The organism is Thiohalophilus sp., from assembly GCF_046483665.1.
Classification (GTDB): domain Bacteria; phylum Pseudomonadota; class Gammaproteobacteria; order UBA6429; family Thiohalophilaceae; genus Thiohalophilus.
The window spans coordinates 94,925-116,535 of record NZ_JAWOCR010000040.1 but is presented as its reverse complement, the minus strand read 5'-3'; the positions used below and the strand labels follow the sequence as shown (position 1 = coordinate 116,535).

The following is a 21,611-nucleotide window of genomic DNA, read 5'->3' as shown; positions in this document are numbered from 1 at the left end:
ATAAATCAGTATCAACGGCGTGAGCGTGGAGACTGCCACAGCTGCCGTTACGATGAAGGCCAGGAAAGTGGCACTGGCGGTCATGTTGCGCTGCCCTCCTGGCTCTGTTTCAGTTGTTCCCATTCAAATTCGGTTTGTGACAACGCCATGCTGATGAAGACTGTTAGCATGGAAACCGCCGCCGACACCAGCGCCGCCACATAAAAGCCGATGCCAAAATAGGCCCAGATACCGCAACCGGTCCCCAGCACCATGGCCAGCAGAGCCCCTGTGGCGTTGGCCCGTTTCCAGTATAGTCCGGCAACGATGGGCCAGATAGCACTGGCAACAAAAGCGCCCAGATATTGCAACAGACTGCCCAGAGTAGAAATTCGCGGCAGGCAAATCAACCAGGTAGCCACCCCCAGTAGTATCACGATCCGTTTGGCCATAATCCGCAATCGCTCATCGCTGGCCCCGGGGTTGAGGTGACCTTTGTAGATATCGGTCAGAACCAGATCGCTGGTCGCGGCGAGCAGCGAGTCCAGACTCGACGCGAGTGCCGAGAAAACAATAATAAAGACCAGCACGGCGCCGCCAAAACCGAGCAGTTCCGCGGCGACCATGGGACCAACCATATCCGCAGCCGGCACATTCAGTCCCAGCGCCGGCGCCGCCAGCGCGATAAAGCCAGCCACGATCGGGATCGGCACCCAGATAATGCCAGCCAGCAGATAGGCCCGAAAGCCCACGTCCTTGCGAAAGGCAAAGGCACGCGACCACCAGACATTGGAATGAAAAATTTCACCGATGCCAAACAACAGATTATTGAACAGGAACATGACCGCAGCCGGCATCAACAGGTTCAGCAGTTCCGGGCGATCTGCCAGCAGGCTACTGTGCATCTGATCAAACCCTACCTCATTGATCGTCAGGATCGCCAGGGTCACGACCCCACCAATGATAAGCAGGGTCTGGATAAAGTCCGTACCAATAACCGCGCGTAAACCACCCAGCAGGGTATACAAAACACATATTGTTAATATGACCGTCATGCCGATCTGGTAATCAATGCCGGTCAGGGCGTGAATCAGCACGCCACCGGCCATTCCCAAACTGATCAACCAGCCGATGGCATAGCACAATGAAATCACCAGAAATACACGCCAGGTCCAGACACCATAGCGCAGACGAACAAAATCACCGCTGGTGTAACCGAACGGCAGTAACTGACGAATACGGCGCGCCAGTGGCGCGAACAGCATCAGCCCGACCGAGCCCAGCGAATAACCCAGCATGCCCCACAAACCCAGTTGCAGGGCGAACTGGGGCGCGACCATGGTGGTATTGCTGGTCACCCAGGTGGCCATGGCCGTGGCGGTGCCCAGGGCCATGCCCACGCGCCGACCAGCCAGCATGTAATCATCCAGATGTTTATTCTTGCGCCCCCAGAACCAGCCCAGCCAGATCCAGATCACGCTGAAAACGGCCAGGATCAGCCAGCCGACATTGGCGTCGAGAATCGCGGAGTTAACGCTATTCATGCCACGACCTTGTTGATCTCCTTGATGGCATCATCGGTGGTCATAACCCGGGAGTAGCGATCCTTGACCGTACGAATTGTTGCCGTATGGAGCTCCGGGGTCACGGTGGTACAACCATCCGCGATCAGGGTCGTGTAAAACCCCAGATCACTGGCATCGCGAATAGTGGTGGAGACACATTCATTGGTATAGACGCCGCAGACAAACAGGCCGGTGACGCCCATGTTGCGCAGTACATATTCGAGGTTAGTGGCATTGAATACGCCGCTGGCGCTTTTATTGATCACGATCTCGTCGCCCACCGGCGCTACTTCGGGAATAAACTCCGCCTCCCTGGAACCAGGTGCGGCATGCAGGCCAAGACGCTTGTGGCCGGGGCTGCGATCCCGTCCGTCCTGGGTCAGGGACTGGATACGAATATGGATCACTTCCAGTTTATTGGCGCGAAAACTGTCCTGCAGGCGCCGCACATTGGGCAGCACCGTATTCTCCAGTGAATCGAAATAAAACTCTTCGGCCTCATGCGGCATCTGTTCCCTGTCGACATTGGCAAAAACCCCGTAACCCCGCGCGGCGTCCAGATACTGCAAATCGATCACCAGCAGCGCGGTATGGTGTTCCTCCAGGGATTGTTGAATCGCCTGGACCGGCGTAATCGAGGCGCGGTATTTTTCTTCAAGTGGATCGACATCCAGAAAATCCGGATTCAGGTCCAGATCTTCACTCAGGTCAAACGTATCATCTGTCATGCGGCTTGTTCTCCGGCAATTCGGTACAGGGCATTAAGCATAACATTGGCGCCACGCTCGATATCCACCAGTTCGGTCCACTCGGCCGAGGAATGGCTGCGTCCTCCCTTACTGGGAACGAAGAGCATCGCGGCCCGGGCGATTTTGGCCATCATTTGAGTATCATGGGCGGCGCCACTGGCCATAACCAGCGGTTCATGCTTCAGTTGTTTGGCGGTATCTTCCAGATCCCTGACCAGTCCCAGATCACACTTGACCGGAGCGATCTCGCTGAGGATCTTGAATTCGAACATCAGATTACGTCGCCGGGCAATCGCAGATAACGCCTTGCGAAAGGCATGCTGCAGATCCTCGAGGGTATGTTCATCGGTATCACGCGCCTCCAGGGAAAACTCGACCCGTCCCGGTACCACGTTGGGCGCCCCAGGCTTGATATCGACCCGGCCGATGGTGGCCACGCTGCGTGCCGAACCGTTCTCTTCCAGAATCCGCTGAATCTCGCTGGAAAATTCCGCCAGTCCCTGAAAGGCGTCATTACGCATATGCATGGGCGTGGTTCCGGCGTGATTGGCGGTACCGATCAGGCTCACTTCCCACTTGAACAGTCCGGCGATGGCATCCACCACACCCACACTCAGACCCATCTGGTCCAGTATCGGCCCCTGTTCGATATGCAGTTCCACAAAGGCATGTATGGCCTCCGGGCGATAACGGGCATGCAGGGCATGCATGGCATCATAACCTCGCTCCTGCATCGCCTGAGATAATGTTATGCCGTCAAGATCAATTGCCTGATGGATCGATTCGGGGGTTAACTGGCCGGCGATCGATTGCGAGCCGACCATGCCGCCGAAACGGCCCTCTTCATCGGTGAAAGCGATCACTTCCATCGGATAGCGCAGCGACAGATTCTGTTCCTTGATACTGCGCAGGCACTCCAGTCCGACCAGCACGCCCAGCGCTCCGTCCAGATGGCCGGCGGCCGGCACCGTATCCAGATGCGAACCGGTCACGACGGCCGGAATCTCCTCGCTCCAGTTCAGCCGGCCATGGATATTGGCGGCGCCATCTTCATACACTTCCAGCCCGGCCTCTTCCAGTTTCTGTTTGAACCAGGCACGTCCTTCCATATCACCATCGCTAAACGCCATGCGATACAGACCATAGTCCTCGTGGCGGCCGATAGACGCCAGCATTTCGATATCTTCCTGCAAACGTCGGGTATTGATTGAGAGTGTCACTGTGACTCCTTACTGTGATAACGACGGTTGCCAATCAGGATCGCGATCAGGATCGACAGAAAAACAACGGCACCGACGGTGAAAAATCCCAGGGCCCGTGACAGAGGGTGATGTTTGACCTGTACCTTGACGATGTCAGACCAGTCGCCAGCGGTGCCGTTAACATCGAGCGCCCGGATGCGATAATAATAAGTGCCGTCGGAACGACCGGTTATAATTCTGGCGCGGTCCCGACCCTGGTAGAGAGAGTTTGCATGCCGGAATTCGGCGTTGACGGCTTCCTGAAGCTCAACATTGACGTGCTTATCCGCACTCTTCCATCTGAGGTGATAATATCCGGCAGTAGCAACATCCGTATCCGTCTGCAATTCAATGGCAAAGGAAAGGGACGGGATACACAGCAGCAAAAACAACGCCGCCACCACAACTCGTCCCGGTACAAATCCGGCAGCAAGGTTGCCAACCCACGACAGGCGCCCGCCCGGACGGGTTAAACGGCTTATTGGTTCAGAAAAATTCAATCAAATATCCATTATCTTCGCTGCAGACAGACACCTGGCAAACACGAACCTGACTCCTTGCCTGAACAGTGCAGCGAACTCTGTTATTCATTTTGCCATGACTGGCAATAAAATTCACATTGCACTAAAAGTCTAGTTAAAAGAGAGGCTTATTGCCACCCAGATCAGCGCGCGCAGAGACGCAGCATAAAGGCCGCTATCACATCAAGGATTTATCACTCAGCAGTCCAGCGAACCGTAAACTGTGGGAAGTTTGTTTTGACTGAGCCGACGTTTCAAATATCGCTCCCTTACCGGGCCAGGTGGAAGACAGCAGCGATTGCTATGCGAACAGACATGGCAACCGCTTTACAGGCAGACAGATGAAACACGGATGGAGCCACGGGATAAGTACAAGATACCCGGCATTGATGCCCTGCATCCCCAGCTTGCATAGCGTCAGACACCGGGGCAGAAGCAACACCTTTATATATGACTGTTACGCCAGTAAATGGGGGTTGCCGGGCCCGGTCTCTTGCGTTGCGCACGGGCGCGGGTGTTTACGGTTGACAGGCCCCGGGAGAGGAGAAGCGGAGGACCCGTACCGGATTTCATCGGCCGTTATACCCGATCTAAATATAAGTTCATTTTATTTCCCTGCAGCCGGCGATCGGGGGTTTAAATTTATCTCCAATCAGCTATAGTTGGCGCGACATTCTGTGCAGGCTAAAAAAATCTCGCAAAAACAGATGCTTAGTCGGGTTATAGCTATCTCTCTTCGGATAGGAGTCAGGCCGGGCGACTATCTCCGTCTGGATACGATTAATCCATAACTATTTTAGTATATAATGATTTTATAAACCTTTTAATAACCCTGATTAGTCACTGCGCGTGCTGACCCCTATAATCGCGCACCTCATTAAAAAGGCTAGGTTTGACGATGGCAGTTATACATGACCCGATTCAGAAGCCCGAAGGGCGGACTGAAACCAAGAATACCACCTGTTATATGTGCGCCTGTCGCTGCGGCATCCGTGTCACCGTGCGTGACGGAGAAGTGCGCTATATCCAGGGCAACCCCGATCATCCGCTGAACAAGGGTATCATCTGTGCCAAGGGTTCCTCGGGAATCATGAAACAGTACTCGCCGGCACGGCTGACCAAACCGCTGATGCGCAAGCCCGGAGCCAACCGCGGCGATGCCGAATTCGAGGAAATCAGCTGGGATCAGGCCTTCGATATGCTCGAAGAACGCCTGAGCCACCTGCGTGCCACTGACCCGAAGAAATTTGCTCTGTTCACCGGGCGTGACCAGATGCAGGCCCTGACCGGTCTGTTCGCCAAGCAGTACGGTACTCCCAACTACGCGGCCCACGGCGGTTTTTGCTCGGTCAACATGGCCGCCGGCATGATCTATACCATCGGCGGATCCTTCTGGGAATTCGGGGGGCCGGATCTGGAGCGCGCCAAGTTGTTCGTGATGATCGGTACCGCCGAAGACCACCATTCCAACCCGCTGAAAATGGAGCTGTCCAAGTTCAAGCGCAACGGCGGCCGCTTCATCTCCATCAACCCGGTACGCACCGGCTACTCTGCGATCGCCGACGAGTGGGTGCCGATCAAACCCGGTACCGACGGTGCGCTGATGCTGGCCCTGACCCACGAAATTATCAAGCAGGGCCTGTTCGACCGCGACTTTCTGGTCAATTACACCAACTCCGCCGAGCTGGTGAACCTGGACGAGGAAAGCACCGAATACGGCATGTTCGTGCGCTTCGAGGTGCCCGAAGAAGAAGGCTGCTTCGACCCGCAGAACAAGCTGTGGTGGGACCGGGATCTGAACAAACCGATCTCTACCCACACGCCGGGCGCCGACCCCTACTTGCTGGGGGAATTCACCCTGCCCGATGGCACCCCGGTCAAACCGGCCTTTCAGATGCTGACCGAACGTGTCCAGCAGTACACTCCTGAATGGGCCGAGAATATCACCGGCATTCCGGCCGAGACCATTCGCCGCCTGGCCTATGAAATGGGTATCACTGCCCGCGATGAGAAAATCGAATTGCCGATCGCCTGGACTGACGTGTGGGATAACGAACACGAATCGGTGACCGGTAACCCCGTCGCCTTCCATGCCATGCGTGGTCTGGCTGCCCACTCCAACGGCTTCCAGACTATCCGCGCCATGAGCATCCTGATGTCGATCCTCGGAACCATCGATCGGCCCGGCGGCTTCCGCCACAAGGCGCCGTTCCCGCGCCCGATTCCGCCCTGCCCGAAGAACCCGACCTCGCCGGACGACGTGCAACCGAATACACCGCTCAATGGCATGCCGCTGGGCTGGCCCGCGGACCCGGACGATCTGTTTGTCGACGACAAGGGTGAGCCGGTGCGTATCGACAAGGCCTTCTCCTGGGAACATCCACTGTCGGTGCACGGGCTGATGCATAACGTGATCACCAACGCCCACCGCGGCGACCCCTATAGCATCGACACCCTGTTCCTGTTCATGGCCAATATGGCCTGGAACTCCAGCATGAACACCGATCAGGTGCGCCAGATGCTCAACGACAAGGACGACAACGGGGAATACAAAATCCCGTTCCTGGTCGTAGCCGACGCGTTCGAATCGGAAACCGTCGCCTACGCCGATCTGGTGCTGCCCGATACCACTTACCTGGAACGTCACGACGTGATGTCCATGCTGGATCGGCCCATCTCCGAATACGATGGCCCGGTCGACTCGGTCCGTATTCCGGTAGTGCCGCCGACCGGCGAGTGCAAGCCGTTCCAGGAAGTCATCATCGAACTGGGCTCGCGCCTCAAGCTGCCGGCCTTCGTCGATGAAAACGGCAACCGCAAATTCCGCGACTATCCGGATTTCGTCACCAACTTCGAAACCGCTCCCGGCTCCGGCATCGGCTTTCTGGCCGGCTGGCGCGGCAAGGGTGGCGAGAAGGCCATGCGCGGCGAGCCCAACCCGGACCAGTGGAAAATGTACGAGAAGAACAACTGCGTATTCCACTACGAGCTGCCCAAGTCCTATCAGTACATGCGTAACTGGAACCAGGGCTATCTGCAGTGGGCCCAGGGCAACGGCCTGACTCGCTATGCCGAACCGATCAACTGCCACATCTATTCCGAAGTGCTGCAGAAGTTCCGCCTGGCGGCGCAGGACAAGAACCCCGGCGGTCGGGTCCCGCCCAAACACCTGCGCAAACGCATCGAGACCTTCTTCGATCCGCTGCCCTTCTACCATGAAACACTGGAATCGCAACTGAGCGACAAGCACAAGTATCCGTTGAATGCGATTACCCAGCGACCGATGGCCATGTACCACAGCTGGGATTCGCAAAATGCCTGGCTGCGACAGATCCACACCTACAACTATCTGCATATCCATCCGCAGACCGCCCGGGCGGCGGGTATCGACGATGGCGCCTGGATGTGGATCGAGTCCATGCACGGCAAGGTGCGTTGTCTGAGTCGTTACAGTGAAGCTGTCGAACCGGGGACTATCTGGACCTGGAATGCCATCGGCAAGGCCAGCGGCGCCTGGAATCTGTCCGACAATGCCAACGAATCCAAGCAGGGCTTCCTGCTCAACCATGTCATTGGTGAAGAGTTGCCCGCCCACGACGCCGGCCAGCACATTTCCAACTCGGATCCGGTCACCGGCCAGGCCGGCTGGTATGACGTGCGAGTACGCGTCTACCCGGCCAGCGCAGATGAAGAGCCGAGCACTTTCCCGCAATACAAGGAAATGCGTGCCGTTCCGGGTACCCCGCCACGGCGTAAATGGCTGCAGTACTTTGCCGGCATGTTTAGCAAGCAGAAGAACTGATTAAACGCAAAGAGCGCCAAAAACAGGGATGTTTTTGCCTCTTTGTTGAGAATGCATCGATAAAGGTTTAGTGATATGACTCAACTAGCACTTGTAATCGACCTGAACGTTTGCGTGGGTTGCCACGCCTGCGTCACCAGTTGCAAACAGTGGAACACATCCGGCGCGGCCGGCCCGCTGTTCGACGAGAACCCGTATGACAAGGACCCTACCGGGACCTTCTTTAACCGGGTACAGACCTATGAAGTGGGAACCTATCCGAACACGGAAACCATCCACTTTCCCAAGAGCTGCCTGCATTGTGAAGACGCACCCTGCGTGCCGGTCTGTCCGACCGGCGCCAGCTACAAACGCGAGAATGATGGCATCGTACTGGTGGACTATGACAAATGCATCGGCTGCAAGTACTGCTCCTGGGCCTGCCCCTACGGCGCCCGTGAGCTGGACGAGAAACAGCAGGTGATGAAGAAGTGTACCCTGTGCGTGGATCGCATCTACGACGAATCGCTGCCCGAAGCCGAGCGCAAGCCGGCCTGCGTCATGGCCTGTCCGACCAACGCGCGGCTGTTCGGCGATGTGCATGACCCGGATTCCGAAGTCTCTGTCGCCATTCGCGAACAGGGCGGTTACCCGCTGATGCCCGAATGGGGCACCAAGCCGGCCAACCATTACCTGCCGCGGCGCAAGACCAAGATGCACATCCACGAGGACGAACTGGTGCGTGTGGATAATCCGCTCAAGAAAGAGGATATCCGACACAAGACCACCAAGGATGTCACCCTGGACGACTGGCTACTTTAAAACAGTGACGAGGGACGAGTTACGAGTGACGAGGAAAAGCGGAATACGCCTGTTTTTTCTCTCCTCGGTCCTCGGCCCTCGTCCCTCGTAACTCAAATTCGGAGAATTTGTCATGCATCCTGCATTTTCGGTTATCTTTCTTACTACCCTGATCGGTGCCGGTCAGGGACTGTTTCTGGCGCTGTTCAGCGGCCAGCTGTATTCCGCCGTCAACCTGTTGCCGGCGCAGAGCAGTAATTTCTATGTCACCGGCAGCATTATTGCCCTGGTACTGATGATCGGTGGCCTGGCGGCGTCGTTTTTGCATCTGGGCCGTCCGGAGCGGGCCTGGCGCGCCGCCAGTCAGTGGCGCACCTCCTGGCTGTCCCGCGAAGTCATTATCCTGCCGGCCGTCATGGGACTGGTGTTCCTGTATGGCGCGCTGCACCTGAGCGGCTGGCAGCCCGACTGGTTCGGCAACGGCATCCCCAACCAGCCGGCGCTGATCGTCGGGGCAATCACAACGTTTGCCGTGTTCGTCCTGTATGTGGCGACCGGCATGATCTACGCCAGCATCAAGTTCCTGCAGGAGTGGGCCAGTGTCCTGACCGTAATCAATTATACCCTGCTGGGTGCTGCCTCAGGCTTTACCCTGGCCACTGCACTGGCGGCCTGGCAGGACTCGGGTATGATTGGTTTTTATGGCGCCTGGGCAGTCATTCTGACCCTGGCCGGCCTGATTAGCCGCGCTGCCTCGCTGTACCGCAATGCCCGTATCAAGTACAAGTCCACCGTGCAGACCGCCATCGGCATGCGCCACAACGCCGTGGTCCAGAAATCCATGGGCATGATGGGCGGCTCCTACAACACCCGGGAATATTTCCATGGCGCCAGTGCGGCCTGGTTCAAGTCGATCAAGTATATTTTCCTGGTTCTGGTATTCCCCGTACCGTTGATTTTGCTGTGGGCCGGCCTCAGCGCCGCCAGCGTGCAGGTCCTGGCTGCCGCTTTCGCGGTGCAATATATTGGTCTGCTGTTCGAGCGCTGGTTCTTCTTCGCCCAGGCCAATCACCCGCAGAACCTGTATTACCAGACCATCTGATTACCTGACGCCAACTCCCTGAAAAGCGCATCTTCGGATGCGTTTTTTTTATCTCACCGCAGCAAAAATTAGGGTTATCCCCAATAACCCTCCTCCCTCTCCTCCTATATGCTGGAAAAGTATAAAGACCGGATGATCGGGTGATACAGAAACCTGACAGCAACGCCGCCGGACCACAATGGACACAAAAATTTGAGAACCCGGTCACATTGCCGATAACCCCATGGATTGCGAGATTCAGGGGAATCCGGACCCGGGACCAGGCCGACGCCCCCTCCGGCCTCTTATGAAAGAGGCCGGAGTCGCCCGAAAACGGAGTGTTCAGAGACAACAGAGCTATAGCGGTCTCATGGCGCGATACCGCGAAGGTTCGGTCAACAAAAGCCAGATACAAGTAATGAAAAAAGCCACAATTCATGTAGTTGATGACGATCAGGCCGTGCGCGAATCCATCGCCTGGCTGATCGATTCGGTGAAATTGAATATCCGGACCTATGGTTCCGCCAATGAGTTTCTGGACAACTATACCGAGGACTCACTCGGTTGCGTGATCCTTGATGTTCGCATGCCGGGGATCAGCGGTCTGGATCTGCAGCATATTCTCGCCGAGCGGGGCATCGACCTGCCCATCGTCTTTGTCACCGGTCATGGCGATGTCCCCATGGCGGTGCGCGCTCTCAAAAACGGGGCGGTCGATTTCATCGAAAAACCGTTTAACGATCAGGTTCTGCTCGATACCATCCAGGCCGCGGTACAAAAACATCGTGATCGACTCAAACAGCGTGCCGAGCTGGAAAACCTCCAGGCGCGCTATGACGAGCTCACCACACGCGAGCAGGAAGTCATGGACCGGGTCGTCACCGGCAAGCCCAACCGGGATGTGGGCGAGGAACTGGGCATCAGCATCAAGACTGTGGAAGTCCATCGCGCCAAGGTGATGGAAAAAATGCAGGCCCGCTCCATCGCCGACCTGGTCAAAATGGCCATGATGATGCGCGAAACCGGCAGATAATCAGATCTTTAACGCAGAGGCGCAAAGACGCAAAGGACGCAGAGTTTTTTATTTTGATCTTTTCGCAAAAGTCTACGGGGCTTACCAGATTCCGGCTTTTACGAACAGAACAGCATCAGCCACGTCTTGAGTAAACCGAACTGAAAATCAAATAGTTATCTATCCGCAAAGTTATTCCACGATTTTTAAAATTAATTCCTTTGCGTTCTCTGCGCCTTTACGTTGGGTTTTAATGCCCTGAGTTAATACCCTAAATATCACTGAAGGCGATCACGCGGTTGCGGCCGGTGTCCTTGGCTTTATAGAGGGCTTCGTCGGCGCAGGCGATCAGCATTTCAGCATTGGTCGCGTCATCGGGGTAGGATGCCAGGCCGGCACTGACGGTGATGTTGATTGCGGCGTTGTCGCTGATGGCAAACGCTTTTTCCTCGACCAATTGACGGATACGTTCCGCGGTGTCCAGGGCATCCTGCTCCGATGTGTCGGTAAGAATCATTCCGAACTCCTCACCTCCATAGCGTCCCACGTAGTCCGACTCCCGGACCTGTTTTTTCAACAACGAGGCCAGTACACGCAGGGTATGATCTCCCGCCGGATGTCCATAGGTGTCGTTCACCTGTTTGAAATAATCGAGATCCATCAGCAACAATACAAACGGGTGGCGGGATCGTTTTGCCCGTCTCACTTCATCCTGCAATCGCAGCCCAAACTCCCGCTTGTTCAACAGCCCTGTCAGGCTGTCATAAGAAGCGAGAAATTCCAGTTCATCAGCCATCTCATTGAAAGTTTTAGCCAGTTTTCCGAACTCGTCCTGGTTGTCAAGTTCAATGCGATAAGTCAGATCACCGTGGCCAAAACGTTCCGTGCCCTCGCGCAATTTTGCCAATGGCTGCAACACCTGCCTGGCAATGCGATTGCCTATAAGAATGGCTACCCCGAGCCCGGTCACAAATATGACTAATAGCAATAACTGAATCTGTTTTTGATCGCGCAACGCTCTGTCGAGTTCCTGCTCAATTTCCAATTCAAAAGTCTGATACAACATGTCAAGGATACCAGTGGTATCTCGCTGCAGGTTTTCGAAACGGACCAGCATTTCCTGGCTGACGTCACCGGCCTCTGCATGGCGCTGCATGATGCGATCCGCCAGATTCCGCAGTTGTTGCCAGCTCTGACTGGATCGAGCGATTTCGGGACGATAATCGTCGCGCAGCGCCGATTTATCGAGCAGTTCCACGAATTGGCGGTCGATCGCCTGCGCATGGCGAAAGAAGGCCTCGCGCTCCTGCTCGCGGGTGTTATACAGGTATTGATCCAGCGGGCGGTCGATTTCGAGAATCTGGCGCTGCAATTCACTGACCGGGAGCACTACCTGCATACTGCGCTGCATCGCTGTCTCGAAGGAACTGATGGTTTGCAGATACAGAGCATAGCCTCCTGCGCCCAGCAGCAGCAGAGGCAGCAACATCAGGCCGGTGCTCAGAATCATTCGTTTTCGTAAGGAATATCGCATAACCATCGCGGTTGATCCCCGCGCGAAAATGAGGGTTTATCAGGCCAAAAGAGACAGGGTTTACCCGTAGCTTCCTGGGTAGTATCCAGTATCGGCCTCTGTCGAGTATCCTTGAATATATTTGAAAAGAAAGTAAGTGAATACATGCTGATACAATAATCCAAAGGAGTGCGATCGCGTTCGCCGAAGAGAAGGCGACACCGGGCTTATCCGGTTCCCGATAAGACGATGGCCGAACAGGGAATCATCAGCAGCGAATTAACAAACACCGGGATTTTCAAGGTTTTTCAGTACATTACAAACTACTGATTTTCACCTATAATCGAATTTATTTCCAGGGCAACAAACTCGGTTATTTTATGGCAGATCTCATCGACCCCTTTGGCAGACGCATCGAATACGTCCGGCTCTCGGTCACGGACCGCTGCGATCTGCGTTGCAAATACTGTATGCCCGAAGGGTTCAAGGATTTCGAGGAGCCGGAAGACTGGCTGACGCCGGATGAAATCGAACGGGTTATCGGCGCCTTTGGCCGCCTCGGGACCCGCCGGATCCGCGTCACCGGCGGCGAGCCGCTGGTGCGCAAGAATCTGCCCGAACTGGCCGCGCGCCTGGCCGCCCTGCCCGGGATCGAGGATCTGTCACTGAGCACCAATGCCACCCGCCTGGACAAGCACGGCCAGGCCCTGTTCGAGGCCGGCGTCAGCCGCATCAATGTCAGCCTGGATACCCTCAAACCCGAGCGCTTCAAGGAAATCACCCAGGGCAAGCTGGAGAAGGTGATCAATGGCCTGATGGCCGCCAAACAGGCCGGCTTTCATCCCATCAAGATCAATATGGTGGTGATGAAAGGGGTCAATGACGATGAAGTCGAGGACATGGTCGAGTTCTGTATCGAGCACGATTTTACCCTGCGCTTTATCGAGACTATGCCGGTAGGCGAAACCGGTCGCGCCGCGACCGATCAGTACATCAGCCTGCAGGACGTCAAGGCCCGCCTGGCCGAACATTACGAGCTGCTACCCGGCATGATGCCCGGCGGCGGTCCGGCCCGCTACGTGCAGGTGGCCGGCACCGATCTGCGCATCGGCTTTATCACGCCTATCTCGCAACACTTCTGCGAGACCTGCAACCGGGTACGCCTGTCCGTGGATGGCACTCTGTACATGTGCCTCGGCCAGGAAGAGAGCTATCCGTTACGCGAACTGCTGCGCGCCGGCATCAGCGATACCGAACTGGAAGAGCACATCGTCAAGGCCATCGCCCTCAAACCCGAGCGCCATGAGTTCAACGAAAAACCCGAACAGGTCCTGCGCTTCATGTCCATGACGGGCGGCTGACGCCGCAGGTACTGGAAAAAGCATTGAACCACGAAGTCTCGGGGACACGAACTGTTCAAAAAATACCGTCGTGGCTTCGAGTCTTCGTGGTAAAAATCATTTACGGGCACGTAAGAAAATGGTGCGTGGAATGAACTCTACCAGTATATGGCACCTGGTCACTGTGCTTTAGTGGCTGGTGTCTTTCGTATATCTTGTCTTGCCGGGCATTAAAATGCTTCCCCGTATTGCTGGCCGATGGCAAGGTCCAAGTCGTCGGTCGACCGATCCGCAAGCGCCACCAGAATTATTAAGCAATCACTAATATCCTGAAAAACCAGATAACAGTGATGCCCCCGGCGTTGACTGAACTTTTCCTGTTCTCATGTACCTTATCGGGTATATTTTGAAAGTAATCTCTTGCCCGACCTTGCCGGAGAACTTGCCATGCCCTCGCTGCGCTACAGATTGTTTATTGCGATCCTGCTGTTGCCCACCGTGTTGCTGGCCGACAGCCAGCGGGCAATAACCCAGATTTTGCAGCAAAACGAGCCGCCCGTGGGCATCGTCTTTGAAATTGTCACCGCCGATAGTGAAGGACTGAACTGGGCTCTGCCCCTGACCCGTTCCTATATTGAGCAATTACGTAAACAATTTCCGGCTCTGCCGCTCGCCGTGGTCACCCATGGCCAGGAACAGTTTGCCCTGCAAAACGGTAAACGCGATGAACAACCGGCTTTGCACAGACAGGTCCGTTCGTTGACCGGCGGGAATATCCCGGTCTATGTCTGCGGCACCTATGCCGGCTGGCGCAGCCTGAGCGACGAGGATTTCCCCGATTACGTCAATGTGGCCGCCGCTGGTCCCGCGCAAATCAATGACTATGTGTCCCTGGGCTATACCCGGATTTTGATTCGCCAGCGGCCGCACTGAATAAACCGGCGTTCCGAATACCCGGCCATTTTACCGGATAGTCCGGATCAAGCAGCAACGCGACGGATCCGGATTTTGCCGGGATTCAGGTGGAACCGCTTCGCTTGTTTCCATCCAGGGTGTACGCGGGATTCGGAACTTTTCTTTAGCCCAAAATCCTGTTGCGACCGTTCAGCGACCGTTCAGCTTGCACCGGCTACAGTCTCCCCAACACTCGGATAACCCGGGAATGTAAGGAGAACCGTCATGCCAATTGCAAAAACGCTCATCACTACCCTGCTCGCCGCCGGGACGCTGTTACTGGCAAACCCGGCCGGTGCCGCAGATTATGCCCGCAGCCAGTCGCACGCTTACCAGGCCAGCCATTACCCGACGGGCCAGTTGCAGCGCGTACACGGCAAATCGCACCGCAAGCACCACCGCAAGCACTCCGGCATTCATAACGGCAGAGACAAGCGCAACTACCTGGGTCACGACAGATCGCCGCATCAATCCCGCTATCATCAGCACAGGCACTATCGTCCTGATGTCATCGTGATACCGCGTGAGCGGCACCGGCACGACCACTACCGCTATCGCTATCGCTCGCACCGCTCATCGGGTCTGTCTACCATCACCGGTGGCGTGATCGGCGGTCTGGTCGGCAATCATATCGGTCATGGGGATCCGCTGGCCACCGGCATCGGCATCATGACCGGGGCCGTCATCGGCGATCATTTGCGCCATTAATCGCGGCGGCGGTGTGCGGGCAAATGACTGGAGGCAAACGCCCGGCTTGGGTATGCTGATCACCCGGCCGGGCACCAGCCTGTTCGGAAAACGTCTAACCCCCTATGGGAAATCGCCTGCATGATCCATCGTCTGCTTATCCCTGTCCTGCTTGTCATGCTCAACCTGACGCCGGTCACCGTCTCCACGGCTCATAGTGCCCCTGAAGCGGTCGCGAATAATGGTCTGTCACTGGATGCTGCCGTGAACCAGGTCCGTCAACAGACCGACGGTCGCATCCTCTCGGCCGAGACGGTGCAGCGCAACGGCAAACGTATCCACCGCATCAAGGTGCTCCTGCCCGACGGTACGGTCAGGATCATGACATTCAACGCCGGCTAACCCGATGCGGATTCTGGTCGTCGAGGACGAGCCCACCCTGCGCCGTCAGCTGCAGACACTGCTGGAACAACACGGCTATGCCGTCGATACCGCCGGTGACGGACGCGAAGCCCTGTTCCAGGGAGAGGAATTCCCGCTTGATCTGGCGGTGGTGGATCTCGGCTTGCCTGAACTGAGCGGCATCGAGGTAATTCATCGCTGGCGGGAAGCCGGTCGCGATTTTCCGATTCTGATTCTGACTGCCCGCGGACGCTGGCAGGAAAAAGTCGAGGGGCTGGAAGCCGGTGCCGATGATTACATGGCAAAACCGTTTCACGACGAGGAACTGCTGGCCCGGGTGCGTGCCCTGCTGCGCCGTGCCCATGGTCAGGCCAGACCGATAATCCGCAGCGGCCCGATCACGCTCGACATGCGAACCCGGACCCTGAGTCTCCACGAGCAACCGCAGGAGCTGACCGCCTATGAGTACCGGGTTGCCGAATACCTGATCCTCAATTCTGAAAAGATCGTCTCCAAAACCGAACTCACCGAACACATCTACGATCAGGATTTCGATCGCGACAGCAACGTGATCGAGGTCTTCGTCGGCCGGCTGCGTAAAAAACTGGATGGTGACGGTACGCTCAAACCGATCGAAACCCTGCGCGGCCGCGGCTATCGCTGGACCCTGGCCATTCGAGAAGGCGAGCTTGCGTGAATCGACTCTCCCTGCAAGCCCGGTTGTTGCTGACCTCTGTGCTGATCTTGATCGGTTTTGTGCTGCTGGTCGGCCTGGCGCTGGACAGGGCCTTTCGCGAGAGCGCCGAAACGGCCTTGCAGGATCGCCTGCGCAGCTCGATGTTTGCCCTGCTCGCCGCCACCGAGGTGGAAGAAGACGGCAGTCTGTATTTTAGTCGCACGCTGCCCGGCTCAAGGCTCAATCAGCCCGGTTCCGGTTTTTATGCCCGTGTTCAGCATATCGACACCCCGCGCAAGAGCCTGCAATCACCTTCCCTGCTGGGGGTCGAACTTCCCACCCCTCCCTTCCCGCCGCCCGGTGAAGGCCGTTTCAGCCAGTTGCAGGAAGATGGCGGCGCGACCCTGTATACCTTTACCTATACCGTGCGTTGGGAAACCGGGAAACAGGTCTATCCACTGACTTACTTTGTCGCTGACAGGATGGATCGCTATTACACCCGAATTAACGAGTACCGCCGCAATCTGTGGGGCTGGCTGCTGGCTGCCACGCTCCTGTTATTACTGGCCCAGACGCTGGTACTGCGCTGGGGCCTGCGTCCCCTGCGCCGCGTCGAGCGGGATCTGGCCGCCATCAAGGCCGGTCGGCAGGAACAATTGCAGGGCCGCTATCCCCGTGAGCTGAGCGGCCTGACCGAAAATCTGAACCTGTTGCTCGAAAGTGCACACCAGCAACTGGCCCGTTACCGCGATGCGCTGGGCAATGTCTCGCACAGCCTGAAAACACCACTGACCGTATTGCGTGGCATCCTGAAATCACAGACACATTCCGACCCGGAACTGGCACGCACGGCCGACGAACAACTGGCGCGCATGCAACAGATCATCGACTATCATTTGCAGCGTGCTGCCACCGCCGGTCCGGTACGTCCGGGTCGTCCGGTGCCGATTCAGCCTGTCGTCCAGCGACTCATCAACAGTCTGCAAAAGTCCCGTCTCGACAAACCGATCGCCGTCCAGTTAGAGCTGGAGGCGGGGGCAATGTTTTATGGCGATGAAGGCGATCTGTATGAACTGTTCGGCAATCTGCTGGATAACGCCTTCAAGTGGTGCCGCTCCCGAATCCGCGTCAGCGCGCACAGTAAACCTTCCGGGCATCTTCACCTGTGCGTGGAAGATGACGGGCCGGGGATCGACAGCAACGTCGCCGAACAGGTACTGGAACGGGGAAAACGGCTCGATCCTCATATCGAGGGCCAGGGTCTGGGCCTGGCGATGGTACACGAGACCGTGTTGCTCTACGGTGGACAGTTACGCATTGAAAGCGCTGATCTGGGCGGGGCAGCCATGGTGATCGAGCTTCCCGCCGCCTGAGCCGCTAACCCAGCAGCATGCGAATCCCCAGCACATATAACAACAGGGCAAAAATCCGTTTTAACCGGGCCGCTGGCAGGCGGTGCGCCAGACGCGCGCCCAGCGGAGCAAACAACACGCTGGTGGCGACAATGCCAATAAAGGCCGGCCAGTAAACATAGCCGCTGCTCCAGGCGGGCAACCCCGGTTCATTCCAGCCATTGATAATAAACCCGGTAGCGCCGGCCAGGGCAATCGGCAGACCGCAGGCCGCCGCGGTGGCCACGGCTTTGCGCATGGCCACATTACACCAGACCAGAAACGGGACGGTCATGGTACCGCCCCCGATACCGACAATGGCCGACACCGCACCTATCAGCGAACCGGCCAGCGATAACCCCGGCCAGTTCGGCAACTTGCGCTGCGGATTAGGCCTGTAGGCCAGCATCATTTGCGTGGCTACGGTCAGTTCAAAGAATGCAAACACCCATTTCAGTACCCGGGTCGGCATCCAGTCAGCGACCACCGAGCCCAGCAGTGCCCCGAGCACGATGGCCGGCGCCATGCGCACGAACACCGGCCACAGCACCGCCCCATGTTGATGATGACTGCGTACCGAGGAGATCGAGGTTAGTACAATGGTCGCCAGTGAGGTGCCGACGGCCAGATGAACGATCACCTCGCTGGCGAACTGTTGTTGCTGAAAAATAAATACCAGAACCGGCACAATAATCAGGCCACCGCCAATACCCAGCAGGCCGGCCGCCACACCGGCAAATATGCCCAGCAACAGATACAACAGGTCAATTTGCATTTATTCAGCTCACAACAGCATATACTTGCGAAACCAGAAACAGGGCACTCACCAGCGTCCCTGCCACAGGTACCCATAACGGTACCTGATATCCCTGATAACTGTCTCCTCGCTGCTTGATACGCCACAGGGCCACATTCATCAACGTGAAAATAATCAATGTCACAAAACTGGTCAGCCTGGCCAGACTGATCAGAGGCAATGACAGAGCAAACAGCCATATTGCTACAATCACTATAATGATCGCTGGCACCGGTGTCCGGGTTCGCCCGGATACCTGACCGAGAAGCGCAGGTAACCAGCCCTGGCGACTGAGCCCGTACAATACCCGTGAAGCCATGATGATCTGAATCAGTGCACCGTTGAGCACCGAGACAAGACTGATCAAGGTAATAAACAATGGTGCCCGTCCAGTCGCCTGTTCATACACCATGGCCAATGGTGCGTTCGTCTGCGCCAGTCTGTCGGGGGCGACGGTCAGAATACTGACCAGGGTCACCAGCAGGTAAAACAGGGTAACAATGGCCAGTACCAGGATAATTGCCTTCGGCAGATTTAGTGATGGTTCAATCACTTCCTCGGCCACATTCACCATATCCTCAAAACCGATAAATGCATAAAAGGCGACAAACGCCCCCAGCAACACGCCATACCAGACAAACAGCTCTTCAGGTGCGAGTAATTGCGGCCAGCGTTCGGGAATTGAACCCAGACTGTCGCCGGCAACCCCGATAATCAGCACCAGTCCGGCGATTTCAAACAGGGTCATAATCACTGCGATCAACACGGACTGAACAATACCCCAGGCCACTACCGCGCCCAGCGTCAGAATCATGAAACTGATCACCCAGATATCCGGCCACTGGACATACACCCGTAAATAACCGGCAAAACCGTGCATCAGCGTGGCACTGGAAACCACGCCCACCAGCACCATCAACAGACCAATCAGCCGCGAGACAGAGATTCGCCCAAAGCCTGCCTGAGCATAAATTGCTTCGCTGGCGCTTTTGGGCAAGCGAGCTGCCAGTTCGGCGTAGGAAAATGCGGAAAAACCGGCGATCAGCGCCGCAAGAAGAAAAGCGAGGGGGGTCAGCATGCCGGCCATGCCGGCGACTTTTCCGACCAGGACATAAATCCCTGCCCCCAAAATGGTGCCGATACCATAGAATGTCACCAACGGCAACGACAGGCTGCGTCTCAACTCAGGGGAACGGGGCAAAGAAGATTTGTCATTCTCCATCTGCATATCCTATTCTATGAGTTGAAACAGTATATTCTGATTGCAGGCTTTTTCGCCAAACGGCGGTTATCAGGATACAGGGATGCATCAAAAGGGAGTCACAAGCGTGACGAACCATATTCGAGACAATTCGGCTTCACCCTATATCAGCGACAAGCAATTGTTGAATCGTCTGCATGACGGAGCCATTGGCATTGATCGCGATGCAAACATCATCTTCCTCAATCCTGCTGCCAGGAAATTACTCGGCCAGAATACCGCACTATATCAGGATAAACCGGTGGCCGATATTTTCGCGGCACGACCGGAATTACCCACTCTGAACAGCGCCCTCATTCAGCAGTGCCTGGAACAGAAAAGCTCCTTTGGCCCTTATCGGCGCCAGCAGCTCAGAAAAACGGGACACCAGACCCTCACTGTCGATTTCAGTATTACGCCACTGGATAGTGAAACAGCAGTCATCATTTTTCATGATATAAGCCATCTTGAACGGCGCGATACATTCCTGACCCAGTTACCGAATTTCGATCCCCTGACCAGCTTGCTGAATCGCGATGCAATTCAACAAAATCTGGCTGAGCTGCACCTGCAGCACAAGGCCTCGGGGAAATCATATACAGTTCTGCTACTCGATCTGGACCGCTTCAAACTGATTAACGACAGTTACGGACATTCCATCGGCGACCTGCTATTGCAACATATTTCCAATCAACTCAAACAGCTTCTGGGCGAACGTGAATATCTCGGCCGTTGGGGCGGCGAAGAATTTTTAAGTATCCTGCCCGATATAGATTTCGATACCGGATTGAAAATCGCCGAGCAGATACGCAAAGGCATCGCAAATTTCTCTCTCAGTACTCAACAGCAGGAAATTTTCACCACCACCAGTATCGGTGTAGCCAACTATCCCCACGACGGAGAACATGTTTCCGATATATTAAGAGTGGCCGATGCTGCGCTTTATGAAGCCAAACGGACGGGACGCAACCGGATTTCCAGCAGTCGCGAGAAACACGGTTCGTTTTTGAGCATTGCGACTCAACTGGAAAACGCCTTGCGTGAAAACCGAATTATTCCGGCTTACCAGCCTCTCATCGATCTGCAAACCGGTCAGCAAGTCGCTGACGAGGCGCTGGCCCGTATCATAATCCCTGATGGCGAGGTGTTGCCGGCCGTGCAGTTTATTGATGCTGCGGTCCATCTGCAACTGGTGCATCGTATCGATTATCAGGTGGCGCGCCAGGCTATTTTACGCTGCAGCAACAGCGTGCTGCAGGGAGAGGCGCCCCATCCTCATTTTGTGAATATTTCCGCCGAGCTGCTTCGCCATCCGCAGCTCGTCCAGGGCATTCTCGACACAGCCCTGCAAGAATGCCAGGCCTGCGGGGATCGACTCGGCAGCGAAAAACCGCTGGTGATAGAAATTACCGAACAGGCCCTGCTGCATAACCTGGGCGAAGCCCGGGAAATACTGGCTCCTTTTCTCGACTTCGGCCTGCGCCTGGCTATCGATGATTTTGGTGTGGGTTATTCTTCCCTCAATTACCTTTCCGATCTGCCGGTCTCTTTTTTGAAAATCGACGGCCACCTGATCCGCCGCGTGGCGAACGAAGCCCGGATACGCGCCATCGTCAAAGGCATACAGAATATCGCCAGCGATCTCGAACTGATTACCGTCGGTGAATTTATCGAAGACCAGCCGACCGTGGATGTCTTGCGTGAAATCGGCATCAACTGGGGGCAGGGCTACTATTTCGGCAAACCCCAAGTCCTGCACGAACGTTTTGACATATAGTTATGCTTCCCTACTGCTCACATAGAAAACCCAACGCAGAGGCGCAAAGGCGCAGAGTTCGCAAAGAAAGATTATTTATTTTCAGAAGCTCATCATAACGACTAC

Annotated in this window: 18 protein-coding genes; 11 read left to right on the top strand and 7 right to left on the bottom strand. The window is 56.0% G+C overall.

Annotated features, from left to right (window positions below; translation table 11 throughout):
* Window positions 1-80: 80 nt before the first annotated feature.
* From R6U90_RS09155 to R6U90_RS09140, 4 genes are read right to left on the bottom strand one after another with little or no spacing between them, the layout of a single operon-like run.
* Window positions 81-1,523: a sodium:solute symporter family protein gene (locus R6U90_RS09155; RefSeq protein ID WP_410352378.1), complete on the bottom strand. Its 1,443-nt coding sequence runs from the start codon at window positions 1,521-1,523 to the stop codon at window positions 81-83.
* The gene (locus R6U90_RS09150; RefSeq protein WP_410352377.1) at window positions 1,520-2,272 is read right to left on the bottom strand and encodes a cysteine hydrolase family protein; all 753 of its coding nucleotides are present in this window, start codon (window positions 2,270-2,272) and stop codon (window positions 1,520-1,522) included. The genes R6U90_RS09155 and R6U90_RS09150 overlap by 4 nt, the downstream gene beginning before the upstream one ends.
* A complete protein-coding gene (locus tag R6U90_RS09145; protein ID WP_410352376.1) occupies window positions 2,269-3,513 on the bottom strand; it encodes a Zn-dependent hydrolase in 1,245 nt (414 codons plus the stop codon). Before R6U90_RS09145 ends, R6U90_RS09150 begins: the two co-directional genes overlap by 4 nt.
* Window positions 3,510-4,034, bottom strand: a complete 525-nt coding sequence (locus tag R6U90_RS09140) for a hypothetical protein (RefSeq protein WP_410352375.1) — start codon at window positions 4,032-4,034, stop codon at window positions 3,510-3,512. The genes R6U90_RS09145 and R6U90_RS09140 overlap by 4 nt, the downstream gene beginning before the upstream one ends.
* Window positions 4,035-4,953: 919 nt before the next feature.
* Here R6U90_RS09140 and R6U90_RS09135 point away from each other — a divergent pair.
* From R6U90_RS09135 to R6U90_RS09120, 4 genes are all read left to right on the top strand, one after another.
* Window positions 4,954-7,857, top strand: coding sequence for a molybdopterin oxidoreductase family protein (locus R6U90_RS09135; RefSeq protein WP_410352374.1), 2,904 nt, complete (start codon window positions 4,954-4,956; stop codon window positions 7,855-7,857).
* Between the two features lie 75 nt (window positions 7,858-7,932).
* On the top strand, window positions 7,933-8,658 hold the full coding sequence (locus R6U90_RS09130; RefSeq protein ID WP_410352373.1) for a 4Fe-4S dicluster domain-containing protein: 726 nt from the start codon (window positions 7,933-7,935) through the stop codon (window positions 8,656-8,658).
* Window positions 8,659-8,770: 112 nt separating this feature from the next.
* Window positions 8,771-9,739 carry a dimethyl sulfoxide reductase anchor subunit family protein gene (locus tag R6U90_RS09125; RefSeq protein ID WP_410352372.1) on the top strand — a complete coding sequence of 323 codons (969 nt, stop codon included), beginning with the start codon at window positions 8,771-8,773 and terminating at the stop codon, window positions 9,737-9,739.
* Window positions 9,740-10,136: 397 nt separating this feature from the next.
* Window positions 10,137-10,751: a response regulator transcription factor gene (locus tag R6U90_RS09120; RefSeq protein ID WP_410352371.1), complete on the top strand. Its 615-nt coding sequence runs from the start codon at window positions 10,137-10,139 to the stop codon at window positions 10,749-10,751.
* 250 nt (window positions 10,752-11,001) lie between these two features.
* On the opposite strand, the gene R6U90_RS09115 is transcribed toward R6U90_RS09120, so the two are convergent.
* Window positions 11,002-12,240 (bottom strand): diguanylate cyclase, encoded by a 1,239-nt coding sequence (locus R6U90_RS09115; protein WP_410352370.1) that lies wholly within the window; start codon window positions 12,238-12,240, stop codon window positions 11,002-11,004.
* A gap of 383 nt (window positions 12,241-12,623) precedes the next feature.
* Between R6U90_RS09115 and moaA the strand changes: the two genes are divergently transcribed.
* The 6 genes from moaA to R6U90_RS09085 all read left to right on the top strand — a co-directional run bounded on the left by moaA (window position 12,624) and on the right by R6U90_RS09085 (window position 17,675).
* Window positions 12,624-13,604, top strand: coding sequence for a GTP 3',8-cyclase MoaA (moaA, locus tag R6U90_RS09110; protein ID WP_410352369.1), 981 nt, complete (start codon window positions 12,624-12,626; stop codon window positions 13,602-13,604).
* Window positions 13,605-14,030: 426 nt separating this feature from the next.
* The gene (locus tag R6U90_RS09105) at window positions 14,031-14,516 is read left to right on the top strand and encodes a hypothetical protein (protein WP_410352368.1); all 486 of its coding nucleotides are present in this window, start codon (window positions 14,031-14,033) and stop codon (window positions 14,514-14,516) included.
* Window positions 14,517-14,762: 246 nt separating this feature from the next.
* Complete coding sequence (locus R6U90_RS09100) at window positions 14,763-15,245, top strand: hypothetical protein (RefSeq protein WP_410352367.1); 483 nt, start codon at window positions 14,763-14,765, stop codon at window positions 15,243-15,245.
* Between the two features lie 120 nt (window positions 15,246-15,365).
* A complete protein-coding gene (locus R6U90_RS09095) occupies window positions 15,366-15,626 on the top strand; it encodes a PepSY domain-containing protein (protein WP_410352366.1) in 261 nt (86 codons plus the stop codon).
* A 4-nt stretch (window positions 15,627-15,630) separates the two neighbouring features.
* Window positions 15,631-16,323 (top strand): response regulator transcription factor, encoded by a 693-nt coding sequence (locus R6U90_RS09090; protein ID WP_410352365.1) that lies wholly within the window; start codon window positions 15,631-15,633, stop codon window positions 16,321-16,323.
* The gene (locus R6U90_RS09085; RefSeq protein WP_410352364.1) at window positions 16,320-17,675 is read left to right on the top strand and encodes an ATP-binding protein; all 1,356 of its coding nucleotides are present in this window, start codon (window positions 16,320-16,322) and stop codon (window positions 17,673-17,675) included. The genes R6U90_RS09090 and R6U90_RS09085 overlap by 4 nt, the downstream gene beginning before the upstream one ends.
* 4 nt (window positions 17,676-17,679) lie before the next feature.
* Here the strand turns inward: R6U90_RS09085 and R6U90_RS09080 are convergent, their stop codons facing one another.
* Together R6U90_RS09080 and R6U90_RS09075 are read right to left on the bottom strand one after the other, a co-directional pair.
* Window positions 17,680-18,468, bottom strand: a complete 789-nt coding sequence (locus tag R6U90_RS09080) for a sulfite exporter TauE/SafE family protein (RefSeq protein ID WP_410352363.1) — start codon at window positions 18,466-18,468, stop codon at window positions 17,680-17,682.
* 4 nt (window positions 18,469-18,472) lie between these two features.
* Entirely contained in the window at window positions 18,473-19,711 is a 1,239-nt protein-coding gene (locus R6U90_RS09075; protein ID WP_410352362.1) for an APC family permease, read from the bottom strand.
* Between the two features lie 106 nt (window positions 19,712-19,817).
* Between R6U90_RS09075 and R6U90_RS09070 the strand changes: the two genes are divergently transcribed.
* The gene (locus R6U90_RS09070) at window positions 19,818-21,506 is read left to right on the top strand and encodes a putative bifunctional diguanylate cyclase/phosphodiesterase (RefSeq protein WP_410352361.1); all 1,689 of its coding nucleotides are present in this window, start codon (window positions 19,818-19,820) and stop codon (window positions 21,504-21,506) included.
* Window positions 21,507-21,611: the final 105 nt, after the last annotated feature.